Origin of the sequence: Cohnella sp. OV330, assembly GCF_900112065.1 — a bacterium.
Lineage (GTDB): Bacteria > Bacillota > Bacilli > Paenibacillales > Paenibacillaceae > Cohnella.
On sequence record NZ_FOKE01000006.1, the window covers coordinates 99106 to 113925 of the forward strand.

The window sequence follows — 14820 nt, forward strand, 5'->3', positions numbered from 1 at the left end:
CCAATTATTTGTCATGGTGTTCACGGCAAAATGCCGGCGTCCGTCCCGGGAAAGGGACGATCGCCGGCACCAGGCTCGGACGAAATTCGCGTTAAAGCGCGGGCTTGAAAAACATGAGCAGAAATAGGACGATGCCGAGAATGGTAGCTACGTAATTGATCGCGTTGACCTTGGCGACGCCCGCTTGAAGCTCGGCCGAGGCTTGCCGGTCGGCTGGACCCGCGTCGGCTTGCGCCTTGGCCGCGACGTCGGCCGCCGCACGCGCCATGAAGGCGATGACGACGATTTGGATGAGCACGTAATCGGCGATGGAAGCGATAATCCACAGCTGATTCCAGCCGTAATCGCCAAGCCAGACGAGCAGCAAGCCGGACAGCACGGCGAGGGAGCCGAGCGTTTTGGGGAACATTTCAAGCTTGGCGGACAGCCGCAGCGAATCGCGCAGTTGACCGAGCGTCTGGCCCTTGCGAAGCAGGACATGGCCGAAGTAAGTCGGGCCGATGCCGACGATCGCGGAGATCACGTGGACGGCGACCAGCAGGCCAAGCCAATTTTCTTCCAGATAAGCGTACCCTGTAAACGACATTTTTTGTTCGTTCTCCTCTCGTTTTAACGGAATAATCCCATGCTAGCACGGTATTTTTCTGCGGGCTGTCATCACTTTTCATGACGGAAATGCATGACGAGTCACATCGGGAAACGGCGATTCCGGGCCGGGAATGTAACGGTTTGAAATCCTTTCCGTGCCGCGTTGCGGACCGATCGTGTTGTATAATGAACAAAAAGAATGACAAGAAGGTGTTCGTCTTTGAAATTTTTCCATACCGCGGATTGGCATCTCGGGAAATTGATCCAGAACGTATACATGACCGAAGACCAGCAATATATACTTGAGCAGTTCATGCGCGATATCGAGACCGAGCGGCCCGACGCGGTCGTGATCGCGGGCGATCTGTACGACCGGGCGGTACCGCCGACGGACGCCGTCGGACTGCTGGACCGCACGCTGCAGCGCATCGTGCTGGAGCTTGCCACGCCGGTGATCGCAATCTCCGGCAATCACGACAGTCCTAGCCGGCTGAACTTCGGGAGCGGCCTCATGAAGGCTGCGGGTCTTCACATGGCCGGCGAGTTCGACCCTTCGTCGGGCCCGGTCGTGCTGCGCGACGCGTACGGGCCGGTTCATTTCCACCTCGTGCCGTTCGCGGATCCGGCGGCGGTGCGCCTCGCGCTGCGGGACGAGACGATCCGCACCTACGACGGCGCGATGGCCGCGATCGCGGAGCGGATCCGCGGCGCCATGGACCCCGCGGCGCGTCACGTGCTCGTCGGACACGCCTTCGTGACGCCGCGCGGCGAGGCGGAGCCCAATACGAGCGACTCCGAGCGTCCGCTCTCGATCGGCGGCACGGAGCACGTGAGCGCGGGACATTTCCGCGGCTTTCATTACACGGCGCTCGGCCATCTGCACCAGGCTCACTTCGTCGGTTCGGAGACGGTCCGCTACGCGGGCTCGCCGCTGAAGTACTCGATCTCCGAGGAGCGCCACCAGAAAGGCTATCTCATCGTGGAGCTGGACGGAGAAGGCGGCGCCTCGGTCGAAAAGCGGGTGCTCGTCCCGCGGCGCGACATGCGCACGGTAACGGGATATATCGAGGAGATCGAGCGGCAGACGCCGAGCGAGGATTACATATACGTCAGGCTGCTGGACGAGCAGGCGGTGCTGTCTCCGATGGAGCGCGTCAGGTCGGTCTTCCCGAACGCGATGCACGTGGAGCGGGAGCTGGCGATGCAGCAGGTCGCGGCCTCGGCCGAGGAAGGGACCGCGCCGGGCGGCAAGGCCGGCATGGACATGCTGACGCTGTTCCGCGCGTTCTACCTGGAGGCGAAGGGCGGGGAAGCGTCCGAGGAGACGGAGCGTCTGTTCCTTGCGGCGCTGCGGGATATCGAAAACGAGGAGGATGAGCGACATGTTGCCGGTACGGCTGACGATGACGGCGTTCGGGCCGTATAAGGACAAGGAGGTCATCGACTTCGCTGAGCTGTCGGGCAACCGCCTGTTCCTGGTGTCCGGCAATACCGGCGCGGGCAAAACGTCGATCTTCGACGCGATCTGCTTCGCGCTGTACGGCGAGGCGAGCGGCGAGGACCGCAGCGACGTTCGCATGCTGCGCAGCCAGTTCGCCTCGGACGAGCTGTATACGTCCGTCGAGTTCGAATTCGAGCTCAAGCGCCGGACGTACCGCATCCTGCGGCAGCTGCCGCACGTGAAGACGGGCAACAAGAGCGCGACCGGCGAAAAGTACGAGTTCGTCGAAACGACCGGCGGCGAGGAGACAATGATGGTGGATCGCCATGCCGTCCGGCAGATCAACGAACGGATGCAGGCGCTGCTCGGGCTGACCAAGGAGCAGTTCAGCCAGATCGTCATGCTGCCGCAAGGCGAATTCCGCAAGCTGCTCACTTCGGATACGGAAAACAAAGAAGAAATTTTGCGGCGGATCTTCCGCACGCATCTGTTCAAGTTCGTCGCCGAGTATTTGAACGAGAAGCGCAAAGCGTCGCAGTCCGAATGGGAGCTCGCGAGGCGCGATCTGGACATGCAGGCGGCGAACCTGAAGCTGTCGCTGGCAGAGCGGGAGGGCTCCGCGCTCGTGCGCGTGCTCGGCCAGGAGCACTTCAACGTGCACCAGGTGCTCGAGGCGTTGGACGAAGAGATGGCTTACTATGAAGGCGAAAAGGCCGTCCGGCAAGCCAGGCTCGACGAGGAGAGCCGGCTGCATAAGACGCTGATCGAGCGCTATCATGCGGCAGCGCGCGTGAACGAGCTGTACGGCGAGCTGGACCGCAAAACGGCGGAGCGCCAGGGACTTGAAGCGCGAATCCCGGAGATCGAAGGGAAAAAGCTACGGCTCGCGCTGGCGGAGAAGACGCTGCCGCTCGAGGTCCGGGAGCGTCTGCGCGAGAGCGCTCAGGCGCAGGCAAAGGCTGCCGAGGGCCTTCGGCAGTCGGCCGTAGAAGCGTCGGAGCGGGCGGCTCGCGAATTTGCCGCCGCGCGGGAGCGCCATGCGCAGGAGGAGGGGCGCGGCGAGCGGCGCGAAGCGCTCGTGCGCGAGCTCGAGCGGCTCTCGCGCGACCTGCCGGCCGTTCGCGAGCTGGAGGAGCGCCGCGCTTCGCTCGGCCGGCTCCAGCGCGAGGCCGCGGCGGCGCTGGGCGAGCAGCAGGCGGCTGAGGCCGCGGCTGCCGCCCGGCAGGAGGCGCGCAAGGCGCTGGCCGATCGCGCGCGGCAGGCAGAGGAGGCGGTGCGCGGACTGCCGGAGCTCGCCGAGCGCTTCGAGCGGATGCTGCAGGAGGCGACGCTGCTGCGCGAGTACGTGCTGCTTAGACGCGCGGCCGTGACGCAGGCGGAGGAGGAAGCGGCGCTTCGCCTCGCGCACGAGGAAGCCGCGAAGCGGTACCTGGCGCTGGAGGCGGGATGGCTCGAAGGCCAGGCCGGCCAGCTGGCCGCGCATCTGCACGACGGCAAGCCGTGTCCCGTATGCGGCAGCGAGGCGCATCCTCGTCCGGCCGAGCCGCCGGCCGACATGCCGACCCGCGAGGCGTTGGACCGCCAGCGCGGGGACAAGGCGGAGCGGGAGACGCTGTATCTGGCGGCGAAGACGAAGCGGGAGCACACGGACGCGCAGCTGCGGGACAAAGCGGGCGAGATCGAACGCGGCGGGCGCGACCCCGGGCAGGCCGAGGCGGCATACGCGGAGCTCGTCGAGAACGGCAAGCGGATGCGCGTCCAGGTGGACGGGCTCAAGGCCGAGCAGGCGGCGCTGGACGAGCTGCGGCGCAAGCTGGCGGAGGCGGAGACCGCGCTTGAAGCCGCGGCGGCGGACAAGGAGAGGAGTACGGCCGTCGCGCAGGAGCGGCGTACGGCTCATGCCGCGGCGCAGGCGGTGTACGACCGGACGCTGGCCGGGTTGCCCGAGGGACACCGGACGCTCGAGGCGCTGCAGCGGCTGCTCCGGGAGGCGGAGCAGGAAAAGGAACGCCTGGACGCGGCGTGGCGGCTTGCGCAGGAGCAGCTGCGGCAGGCGGGGGAACGCCAGGCCGCGGCGGCGGCTCATCTGGAAGGCGCGGAGCGGCAGCTGGCCGAGGCGAATGCGCGTCAAGCGGAGGCGCAGGGCGATTTTGCCGCGGAGCTGGTCCGGGCTGGCTTCGCCTCGGAAGCCGACTACCGGGCGGCCAAGCTGCCGGAGCGGGATATGGCGGACATGAAGGCGGAGATCGAGCGATTTTTGGCCGGGCTCGCTGCGGTCGTGCGGCAGATCGAGGAGCTGGGCGTCCAGCTTCAGAGCAAGGAACGGGCCGACCTGGCCGCGCTCGCCGAGGATGCGGAGCGGATGGAGAGGCAGGCGGAGGCGACGCGATCGTCGCTGCGCGAAGCGCAGACGCATCTGGAGAAAGGCGCCGAAGGACGCGCCAAATTGCTGGAAGCCGAAGACAAATGGCGGAAGTCGGAGCGGGATTTCCAGCTCGTGAAGGATCTGTACGACGTCGTGCGCGGCGACAACCGGCATAAGATCTCGTTCGAGCGCTACCTGCTCGTGGAATTTCTCGACCGCATCCTCTCGGCGGCCAACCTGCGCCTGCGGACGATATCCGGCGGACAGTTCTATCTCGTGCGCAGCGACCGCCGGGAAAAGCACGGCAAGCAAAGCGGTCTCGGCCTGGACGTCTTCGACAACTACACCGGCCAGCTGCGCGACGTGAAGACGCTCTCCGGCGGAGAGAAGTTCAACGCATCGCTTTGCCTGGCGCTCGGCATGGCCGACGTCATTCAAGCTTACGAGGGCGGCGTGTCGCTCGAGACGATGTTCATCGACGAAGGCTTCGGCTCGCTCGACGAGGAATCGCTGAGCAAGGCGGTCGACACGCTCGTCCAGCTCCAGCAGACCGGGCGAATGATCGGCATCATCTCGCACGTACAGGAGCTCAAGCAAGCGATCCCGGCCGTGCTCGAAGTGAAAAAGTCGGCCGACGGCTGCAGCTATACGAAGTTCCGGATCAGTTGAACCGAATTCTGCCGCAGGCAGGCAACATTTGTCTATACCGGCGCCTCCCGTCATATACATGAACCAAAAAGACGAGAGGTGTGGGACGTTTGGACAAGGCTGCGGTCAAGCGGTTTTACGACCTGAAAAGCAAACAGAAGGAAATCGAAAAAGAGCTGTCGGAACTGCGCGGGGAAATCCTGACGTATTGCGAAGCTGAGGGGCTGTCTCAGGCGGAGATCGGCGGCTACAACGTGAAGATCGTGCAGCAGGAACGAAGGGAATACGACGACGAGAAGCTGAAGGCGGCGCTCCCCGACGACGAGCTGTGGCGGCTCGTCTCCCGCGCGGATCCTTCGAGGCTCGCGGGGCTCGTCAAGCTGAACGTGCTTAAAGAAGAGCAGCTTTTCGGAACCTATGCGTTAAAGAAAATCGCGCTGGTCCATGTAGAGCGGGAGTAGCCGAGATATCGCGGCGATTCCGAAGCCTGTATAAAGCACGCCAAAAGCGCCGGTCTCGTCGACCGGCGCTTTGCTTATGTGCGATTGCCGTTACCGGACGCGAGGTTCGCCGTCGCTTCCGGCGGATCGCGTCAGCCGATGATCCGGCTCGCGACGAATGCCAGATCCTCGATATCGACGACTTCGTCGCGGTTGATGTCGGCGGCTCGTGCCGTCGACCAATCCGCGTCCGCGGCGGTTTTGCCGTAGTACCTCGCGATCTGAACGAAGTCGGCGATGTTGAATTGCTGGTCGCCGTTCGCGTCGCCGGTCGAGGCCGTGATCCGATTCGCTTCGAAGGCGGCGATCGCGTCGGACAGATTCGCCAGCGCGGACTGAATCTGCGCCGGCGTCGGATTCGCCTGCGCGAGTACCGCCTTCGCGGCGTCAATGGACGAGGCGAGCGCGGACTTCAACCCGGGCAGCGCCGCCGGGAAAAATTCGCCCGTGGCCGTGCCTGGCGTAGCCTGGTCGCGAAGCCCTTCCGCTTCCGCGATCAACGCGGCAAGCGCTCCGACGTTGGATACGGCGATCTCGACCGAGCTTGCCGCCAGCTCGGTAACGGTGCCCGACTCGGACGATGCTTTGACGGCCGACGTGGCGAAGGTTGAAGCGCCTGTAGGCGCGCTCGCCTTGACTTGGAACTTCAGGGTCAGGAAGCTGCCGCTGGCGGGCAGCGTACCGGTGCCTGTGCGCGCCGCGAGAATCCGCAGCTTGCCGTTTTGCGCGTCGTCGGTCACGACGACCGCTTGCTGGGCGTAGTCCTTCACGTATTCCGCATAGGAGAAGCGCTCCGGATCGTACGACACCGTCAGGTCGACGCCAGCCGCAGGATCCGCGTGGTCGAGCGACAGGGAGACGCTCGCGGTCTGACCCGGGCTAGCGGAATCATTGGCTGCCGTAAGCTTCACGGCCGGTTCCGACTGCGCTTCCGATTTGATCAGACCGACCCAGTCGACATTCATCGCCCCGGCAATATTCCACATTTTCAGCTCCAGCGGTCCTGCGGACAGTTCGGCGCCGGTCCGGATCGTGACGGCTTTCCAGTATTCCGGCTTCGTTCCCCAGTCGAACGTTCGCGGAAGATCGGAAGTGTAATATTGCGAGCCGAGCTTGACGAGACGGGGCGCGAAGCCGTTCGTCGTTTCCCACCCGCCCGCGTACTTGATCGCGACGTCGTACTTGCCGGCTTCAGGCACCTGGAGCTGCCAGCTTATGCTTTGGCCGGGACTGTTCCAGCCCGAGATCCCTTGGCCGCCGGACAAGAAGGGCCGCGTGCTGTAGGCGGAGATGTCGCCGCCTTCGTACCCGCTGAATGTCTCGGCTTCGGCGAAGACGTCCAGATCCGCCTTCAGCGCATCGTAGTCGGCCGCTTCGTCGGCAGGCGACTTTTCGCCGGAGCCCACGCTGCGCAGCTTCAATGCGCCGGTCAGATGGGGCACGATGATTTTGGCGTTCGTACCGATCGTCATGACCGGCTGCACGCCGCTGTTGTTTTCGAAGACGATGCCTTCGGGCGCCTCAAGCACCTCGTACATGCCGCCGGCGATGCTCAGCTGTCCCCAGCCTGCGGCCCCGCCGCGGCCGTCGCCATAAGTAGACAGCGATACCGAAGTCGCCGTGCCGTTAATCTCGACAGGCAGGCTGACCGCGGCCATCGGAGCGGGCGCCGGAATATCGTCCAGCAGCAGCAGGTGCTGCCCGCGGTCGACGTTCAGCGTGAGCGCGTCGCTCGTCGCCGTCCAGTGGACGCCGCGTTTGTAGACGGCTTCCGCGACGCTGCCGCCTTGCGGAAGCGCGCGATACGACTCGTCGAGCACCGTCGTGACGCCGGACTTGCGCAGGGCCACTTGCGATTCGTTCATGCCGGTGACCGACAGTTCGTCGCCCGACAGCGCGATAGTCGCCGGCTGCGTGCTCTCGATTAGCGTGACGCCGTTCTTCGAGAGTTGCGTCCCGCCGGTGAGCACGACGGAGTCGCCTTTGATCGCGACCGCGATGCCGTCGAACTGAACGCTGCCGGCGTCGACGAGGCCGCTCAACGCCTTCCGCACGTAAACGTCCGTACCGTCCGCGAAATGCAGCTTTTTATAAGTTGCGAAATCTTCGACCGCGATGTTCTCCGGCGTCGTGCCGACCCGATAAGGCACGTAAGTCGAAACGATCGTCGCCTCTTCCTTTTTCGGCGTGACGAACGTCGCATGCTGGCGGATACGCCCCGTGAATCTCGTATTCGGATCGGGCGGCGCCTCCGTGCCTGCGGCGGTGATATATTTGTCGGTCACCGAAGCCGTCAAGTTCGGCTCGTACAGCCTGACTTTAAGCGCTGCCTGGTTTTTGACGATCGTCGCGCCGCTTTGATCCGCGTCCAGCACGAGCGATTTGTCGGCATGCAGATTATATTCGAAGCTCGACCCGCCGGGCTCGCGGGCCTTCAGGTTGTCGACGACGACGAACGCGCCCGGCTTCACGTAAATGACGCTGCGCTGCGCCAGGTCCAGTCCGATGTTGGTCGCCGGATCCGTATTGTAGGCCGTCGTGGCGTCGCCGACCGCCGCGTCGAAGTCCTTGTTCGTCGCAAAGCCCGTGATCTGCCCCGACGCCTTCATTTCATAGATCTTTTGACCTTTTTTTCCGTCGTACGTAATCGCGTTTTTCGCGAAGGTTTGTTTGGTGTATTGCTGATTGTGCACGCTGCTGAACGAATCGTAGAACCCGCCGTCCACCGTCAGGTCTTCGCCGTACGCCATGATGATCAGCGCATTCTGGTCCGGCGCGCTATGGTTCCAGCTGCCGTAGGGGCTCGACTTGAAGTAGAACGAGATTCGCTTCGGATCGTACAGGCTCGAATGCATCGTCACCCAGCCGATATCGTCGAAGTATTTGGCCGTCGGCATCTCGACCGGCGGGCGGACGGCAAGACTGCTGTCCTGGTACAAATAAGAATATGGTTCGTCCGCCAAGTAGGGACTGATCTGCGCGTACCAGTTCATAACGGGATCCTGGTACATGGACGCGTTGCGCGTAATGGCGAGGGACACGTAATCGGGCGCCATCAGGTTGATGTCGTCGCCGAATTCGCCGCTCTTTTGACCGACCGGGTACGTGTACAACGGATAAAACGACTCGTTGCGGGCGAAGGCCTTTTGATAGACGTTAAATCCGGTCGATTGATAGAGCACGTCCATCAGCCATTTGTCGCCGTACGACGACCATTGCCAATAGCCTGGACCTTGCGCCCAGCCGCCGTCTTCGCCGCCCCATGGCGGCATGAGATTGATATAAGCGGGGATGCCGATCTTGTACCATTCCTGCGCCTTCGCCGAGACGAGCTCCCCGCCGATCACGATGTCGTCGTGAAGGAGCGCGGTGGAGATGACGCCCAGGTAAGCGACATTGGACCAGCCGTGGGAATTGTACGGACTGACGGTCAGGCGGCTGGCGCCGATGGCGACATCGTTGGCGATCGTCTGCGTTCTGTCGACGATCATCGTCAGCGCCTGAACCCGGTCGGCTTCGCTTAGCGTGTCGTAGATCCAATCGTACGTCAAGGCGCTCTTGCGAGCGATATCCCGGTGAATCTGATCGTTGACCGCATAGTAGGTGGGGCCCGATTTGGTATTCCAAGTCGACAAATTGAGCAGACGGGCCCGCGCATAGGTGGCGTACTTCGTCTCCCCCGTCAATAAATGGATGAAGGCCGCGTAGTACATTTTGTTCGTTTCGGTAGAGACATAAGTCAGATCATCGGTCTTTGGCTCCGGCGGCGGCGCGTTGGCCGCCGGATTGTCCTGATAAGCCTGCAGCGCCGCGTCGGCCAGCGTTTTGATTCTTTCGAACGTCCGTTTGCCGTCGCCGTCCTTGCGCGCGCGGAAGTCCGCCAGCTCCGACGCGTTGGTCAGAATGCGAGGATGGGTCGTCGACACCTTGCTCATGATCTGCTCGACGGGCGGCACCGCGAAGGGAACGGCGTCCGCGTCGATGCGGAACTTGCGCGTATCGCTCCAGCCGGACCAGCCCGCCGTCTTGTGGAATCTCACTCTCCAGAAGTATGATTCGCCTGCAGCGAACGTGACCGGAAAGTTGTAGTAGTTGACCGCGATGTCGCTCTTCTGATAAGCGATATTCGCGAATGCGCTGTCCGTTGCGACCTGCACCTCGTACGAATCCGCTCCGTTGATGAAAGGCCAGCCGAAGTCCGGCGGATTCTGCGTCGTTACGAGGTGATCGATCGGTTGGAAATGCCTCGTGAGAGCCGGGTCCAGGTTGGTCGGCCAAACGAGCGAGCCCGATGGCGGCGTCGCGGTCGGGGTTGCGGTCGGCGACGCCGTCGGGGAGGCCGTAGGCGACGGACCCGCGTCGGCTGCCGTCAAGGAAGCCTGATCGAAGTAGACGTCGGCCGTACCTGTGCCCGACGTGGACAGCTCCAGCTGCACGGCGGTCGTGCCGGCAGGCGGCTCGGCCGTTACGCTCAGCGTTTCCCAGCTGCCCGTGCCTACCGTCTGAGCGTCCGCGAACTGGTTCCCGGCAGTTCCGATGTAGCGCAGGATCAGGCTGCCGGCGCCTGAAGCGGCATTGGCCTTAACGGAGGCCGTGTATGCCTTGCCGGCAACGACGGGCGTCTCGGGGCTTTTGACGCTATAGGCGTCCGTTGTCGAGCCGTCCACGATTCGCAGCGACCGGCTGCCATGATAGACGGTCGAATTGACCGAGACGATGCTGGTTGCGAGCCCTTGATCGACGGCCGTCCAAGCTGCCGGCCTCGTGCCCGAAGTCTGCTCGAAGCTGGGATTCGGCAGCAGCTCGGTCGTTTTGAACGACACGTCGTCGAAGTAGGCCGTCCCGGTAGGCGTCGCGCTCGGGATGACGAGCAGGATCCGGCAGAAGACCGCATTGTCGGGCGGCGTTGCGCTTACCGTAAGCGTTTGCCAATTCGGGGAGGCGGTCGTCGTCGTGAAACCCTTCTGATTGATCGCGTCTCCGTGAATCCCGTCGTAATAGCGGATCAGCAGGCTCGCGCCGCCCGATACGACCTTTGTTTTGACGCTGGCGGTATAAGCCGTCCCCGGCGAATAATAGATCGGATCGCTGGTCGCCGTCGCGGTCGTAGCGGAGGTGTTGTCGATCAGCTTCAGGCTGCGCTCTCCCGCGCCGACCGGATCCGCGGAAGATTCGTAAGAGACGTCGGCGTTCGAGTGATACGTCCAGTTTGCCGGCAAAGAACCCGACAGCGTCTCAAAGCCGGCGTTGGGCGCAAGCTCGGGACCGAGCACCGGATTTGCGCCGGCCGCGCCGGCAAGGGGCGCCGCAAACAGGCTTAAACAGAAGCTAAGCGTCATCAAAAATACGGTCGAACCGGAAATTCGGCGTTGCCAACTGCGTTTGGTCACACGGATTCGCCTCCTGTTTAAATAAAATCGGATTCAAAACGGCTGTTGCTCTCCTCCTTCAAAAAGATGGTTTTCATGCGGCCTTCCGTGATGTACGCTTATTGTATAAGGGACGGGCATGGCCGTTACATTCACATTCTTTTCGGAAATTGACTTATTTCGCCGGAATCCGCAGCAAAATTGAAAACGCTTTAAAATACGTTCGCGCAAACAGGAGGTCTCTATGGAAACCGAGATATTCTATAGCGGCTATGTCTACCACGGAAAACCGGTCCATAACGAAATATGGCACACGAGCGAATATTATTTGGTCCGTTTACAGACGGAAGGTTCGTGCGCGATCGAGATCGACGGCGTCGCGGAACGGCTGTATCCCGGCGATTTTTTGCTGCTTCGGCCCGGCGAGCACTATCGTTTGATCTTGGAAAACGACGAGCATGGCAAGACCGGAAGCGGGGATTTCTACGCGATCTGCAAAGGGACGTGGATCGATCGATGGGCGTCGAGAGGCTACAAGCCCAAACGGGCGCGCATCCATCCGGACAGTACGCTGCTGGACATCTGGAAGCTCGTCGTGCTGGAGCGGCGCCGGATCGGCGATACGAACGCAGAACTCGTCGACTGCTTGCTGCGCGCGCTGCTACTGGCGATCGAGTCCGCGCTCAAGCAAGGCATGGAGGGCAATGCGAGAGCGGGGGTCGCGTACCGGATGAAGCGATATATCGAAGAACACGCGACGCGCACCATCACGATTGAAGAGGTCGCGGCGAGCGTGCGGCACAGCCCGTCCCGCGCGGCGAAGCTGTTCAAGGAAGCGTTCGGGGAGACGATCGTTCAATTCGCCATGCGCGTCAGAATGTCGATCGCCATCGAGCGCATGCAGTACAGCGCGCTGTCCCTGGAACAGATCGCGGAGAGCTGCGGCTTTGGGAGCTATCCTTACTTTTACCGTTGCTTCATGAAGCGCTTCGGCGTCTCTCCGCGGCAATACCGGGAGCAGTACGGTGATTTCGCCACGGATGTTTAACCGCGAAGAGGGCCGCTCCGCGCGGGAGCAGCCCTCTTGCCGTCCATTTATTTTTTTGCTTTGTAAAACTCGTGGTACAGCTTCATGAGCGCCCGCTTTTCGATCCGCGATACGTAGCTGCGGCTGATGCCGAGCTCCCGCGCGATCTCGCGCTGGGTACGTTCGTCCCCGCCTTTGCCGTCCAAGCCGAACCGGCCCCGGATGACCTCCTGCTCCCGTTCGTCGAGAATATCGAGGTTTTGATAGATTTTGCTTTTTTCGATTTTCAGCTGCACCTTTTCGACGACGTCGTCGGGCTCGCTGCCCAGAATATCCTGCAAAGTAATTTCGTTGCCTTCTTTATCGGTTCCGATCGGATCGTGAAGGGACACGTCTTTGCGCGTTTTTTTGAGAGACCTCAAGTGCATCAATATTTCGTTTTCTATACACCGCGCCGCGAACGTGGCGAGTTTCGTGCCTTTACCGACCTGAAAGCTCTCGATCGCTTTGATGAGGCCGATCGTGCCGATCGAGATCAGGTCCTCGAGATCCTCGCCGGTATTGTCGAACTTTTTGACGATATGCGCGACCAGCCGCAGATTGTGCTCGATCAGCAGGTTGCGCGCCCTGGCGTCGCCTTCCGCCATGAGGCCTAAGTATTTGCTTTCCTCCTGCTCGGACAGGGGCTGGGGAAAAGCGTTGTTTTTGACATAGGAGACGAGCAGGGAAAGCTGCTTGATGAAGAGCGCAATCGAAGTAAAGAATCCGGGCACGTGACGGCCTCCTCCGGTTGTAAGTTCAGGTTGACGCGCGACCATTACCATTGTATGTGGGCCGGCGCCCATCCGTGCCTGTCAGGGGGAAAAAGGTCGGCAGAGCCGATCGTATCGACGCGAGCCTCCCCACCTTTTCCCATCCATAACCTTCATCTCCTCGGCAAATAATGATTGGGACTACAGTCCGAACCGGAAAGGGGATGGCAGCCATGGCGACCAAAGAGGCCGGAAGAGGCCCCGCTTCGTACAAGCCGTTGTCCATGTCGCCCAAGGAATATCAGCAATTCGCGAAAAGCCGGCAGCCTTCGCGGCCCGTCTTCGCCAATTGCGTCCGCGCGTTTTTGGTGGGAGGCTTCATCTGCTTCATCGGCGAGGGCGTGCAGCACTTTTTTATGGCTGCATTCGACATGACGAGCAGGCAGGCGGGCAATCCGACCGTGGCCGTCATGATCTTGATCTCGGTCATTCTGACCTGCCTCGGCGTATATGACAAAATCGCGCAATGGGCGGGTGCCGGGACGGCGGTTCCCGTCACCGGCTTCGCCAATTCGATGTGTTCGGCGGCGATCGAGCATCGCAGCGAGGGACTCGTGCTCGGCGTCGGCGCCAATATGTTCAAGCTGGCGGGCTCCGTTATCGTCTTCGGGACCGTTGCGGCCTTCTTCGTCGGGATCGTCTACTGGATCCTGGGGGTGAGTCACTGATGCTGCAGGGCAGGCGAACGTGGATCTTCGACAAGCCCCCGGTCATCGTCGGCACGGGTACCGTCGTCGGCCCTGACGAGGGCGAAGGGCCGCTGGCGAGCGACTTCGATCTCGTACATCCCGATATGACGATCCAGCAGCCGAGCTGGGAGAAGGCGGAGCGGCTCATGCTCGAGCAAGCCTCCGATATCGCGCTCTCCAAGGCCGCGCTGTCGAAGGACAAGATCAACTTTTACGTGGGCGGCGATTTGATCAACCAGATCATCAGCAGTACGTTTGCCGCCCGCACGCTGGGCGCGCCTTACTTAGGCGTGTTCGGCGCCTGTTCGACTTCGATGGAGTCGCTGGCGCTGGCCGCGCTGCTCGTGTCAACGGGGGCGGCCCGCTACGCGATGGCGGGTACGAGCAGCCACAACTGCACGGCGGAAAAGCAGTTCCGCTACCCGACCGAATACGGCTCGCAGAAACCGCCGACCGCGCAATATACGGTGACCGGCGCGGGCGCCGCCGTCGTCGCGGCGGAGGGCGACGGGCCTCGAATCACCTCGGCCACAATCGGACGGATCATGGATCTCGGTCTCAAGGATCCGTTCGACATGGGCTCGGCGATGGCGCCGGCCGCCGTGGACACGATTCAAGCGCATCTGCAAGAGACCGGGCGCGACCCGGGCTACTACGACATGATCGTGACCGGCGACCTGGCGTCGGTCGGCCATCCGATCGCCGCCGACCTGCTCAAGCGGCACGGCGTGCCGATCGCGGAGACGCAGTTCAATGACTGCGGCCTGCTCGTCTACGACATCGCCAAGCAGACGGTCCAGGCAGGGGGGAGCGGCTGCGCCTGCTCCGCGACCGTCGCATACGGACATTTGCTCAAGCGTATCTCGAAAGGCGAGTTGAAGCGGCTGCTCGTCGTGGCGACGGGCGCGCTGCTCTCGCCGCTGTCCTTTCAGCAGGGCGAGAGCATCCCCTGCATCGCGCATGCCGTATCCATCGAAAGCTAATCGATCCGAAGGAGGAACAAACGATGCAATATTTGTGGGCATTCCTGGTCGGCGGAGCGATCTGCATCGTCGGCCAGCTGCTATTCGACGTCGCCAAGCTGACGCCCGCGCATACGATGGCTACGCTCGTCGTGGCCGGCGCGGTGTTGGACGGCCTCGGACTGTACGATCCGCTCGTCGATTTCGCGGGCGCCGGCGCGACCGTCCCGATCACGAGCTTCGGCAACGCGCTCGTCCACGGCGCGCTGAGCGAGCTGCAGGAGGTCGGATGGATCGGGATCATAACCGGCATCTTCCAAATTACGAGCGCCGGCATCTCCGCGGCGATTATTTTCTCGTTTTTGGCGGCGCTGGCGGTCAAGCCGAAGGGATGAATGTTAATTTAGGTAAATTTTAGG

The 14820-nt window shown here is 62.3% G+C and carries 10 protein-coding genes; 7 read left to right on the plus strand and 3 right to left on the minus strand.

Going from position 1 to position 14820, the window contains the following annotated elements; genetic code table 11:
* Positions 1-91: 91 nt before the first annotated feature.
* Positions 92-586, minus strand: coding sequence for a DUF2269 family protein (locus tag BM235_RS15640; RefSeq protein ID WP_090114861.1), 495 nt, complete (start codon positions 584-586; stop codon positions 92-94).
* 222 nt (positions 587-808) lie between these two features.
* On the opposite strand from BM235_RS15640, the gene BM235_RS15645 reads away from it, so the two are divergent.
* The 3 genes from BM235_RS15645 (at position 809) to BM235_RS15655 (ending at position 5503) form a co-directional block, all read left to right on the plus strand.
* A complete protein-coding gene (locus tag BM235_RS15645) occupies positions 809-2014 on the plus strand; it encodes an exonuclease SbcCD subunit D (RefSeq protein WP_090114863.1) in 1206 nt (401 codons plus the stop codon).
* On the plus strand, positions 1971-5063 hold the full coding sequence (locus BM235_RS15650; protein WP_090114865.1) for an AAA family ATPase: 3093 nt from the start codon (positions 1971-1973) through the stop codon (positions 5061-5063). The genes BM235_RS15645 and BM235_RS15650 overlap by 44 nt, the downstream gene beginning before the upstream one ends.
* Positions 5064-5143: 80 nt before the next feature.
* A complete protein-coding gene (locus tag BM235_RS15655) occupies positions 5144-5503 on the plus strand; it encodes a hypothetical protein (protein WP_369803516.1) in 360 nt (119 codons plus the stop codon).
* 131 nt (positions 5504-5634) lie between these two features.
* Here BM235_RS15655 and BM235_RS15660 read toward each other — a convergent pair whose 3' ends face one another.
* Complete coding sequence (locus BM235_RS15660) at positions 5635-10932, minus strand: DUF4962 domain-containing protein (RefSeq protein ID WP_090114869.1); 5298 nt, start codon at positions 10930-10932, stop codon at positions 5635-5637.
* Positions 10933-11155: 223 nt separating this feature from the next.
* Between BM235_RS15660 and BM235_RS15665 the strand changes: the two genes are divergently transcribed.
* Complete coding sequence (locus tag BM235_RS15665; RefSeq protein WP_090114871.1) at positions 11156-11959, plus strand: helix-turn-helix domain-containing protein; 804 nt, start codon at positions 11156-11158, stop codon at positions 11957-11959.
* A 47-nt stretch (positions 11960-12006) separates the two neighbouring features.
* On the opposite strand, the gene sigK is transcribed toward BM235_RS15665, so the two are convergent.
* Entirely contained in the window at positions 12007-12711 is a 705-nt protein-coding gene (gene sigK, locus BM235_RS15670) for an RNA polymerase sporulation sigma factor SigK (protein WP_090114873.1), read from the minus strand.
* 212 nt (positions 12712-12923) lie between these two features.
* Here sigK and spoVAC point away from each other — a divergent pair, with 212 nt between their 5' ends.
* The 3 genes from spoVAC to spoVAE are packed head-to-tail and all read left to right on the plus strand — an operon-like array spanning position 12924 to position 14796.
* Positions 12924-13418, plus strand: a complete 495-nt coding sequence (spoVAC, locus tag BM235_RS15675) for a stage V sporulation protein AC (protein WP_090114875.1) — start codon at positions 12924-12926, stop codon at positions 13416-13418.
* Complete coding sequence (gene spoVAD / locus BM235_RS15680; RefSeq protein ID WP_177244237.1) at positions 13418-14422, plus strand: stage V sporulation protein AD; 1005 nt, start codon at positions 13418-13420, stop codon at positions 14420-14422. Before spoVAC ends, spoVAD begins: the two co-directional genes overlap by 1 nt.
* A 23-nt stretch (positions 14423-14445) precedes the next feature.
* Positions 14446-14796: a stage V sporulation protein AE gene (gene spoVAE, locus BM235_RS15685; protein WP_090114878.1), complete on the plus strand. Its 351-nt coding sequence runs from the start codon at positions 14446-14448 to the stop codon at positions 14794-14796.
* The last annotated feature ends 24 nt before the right edge of the window (positions 14797-14820 follow it).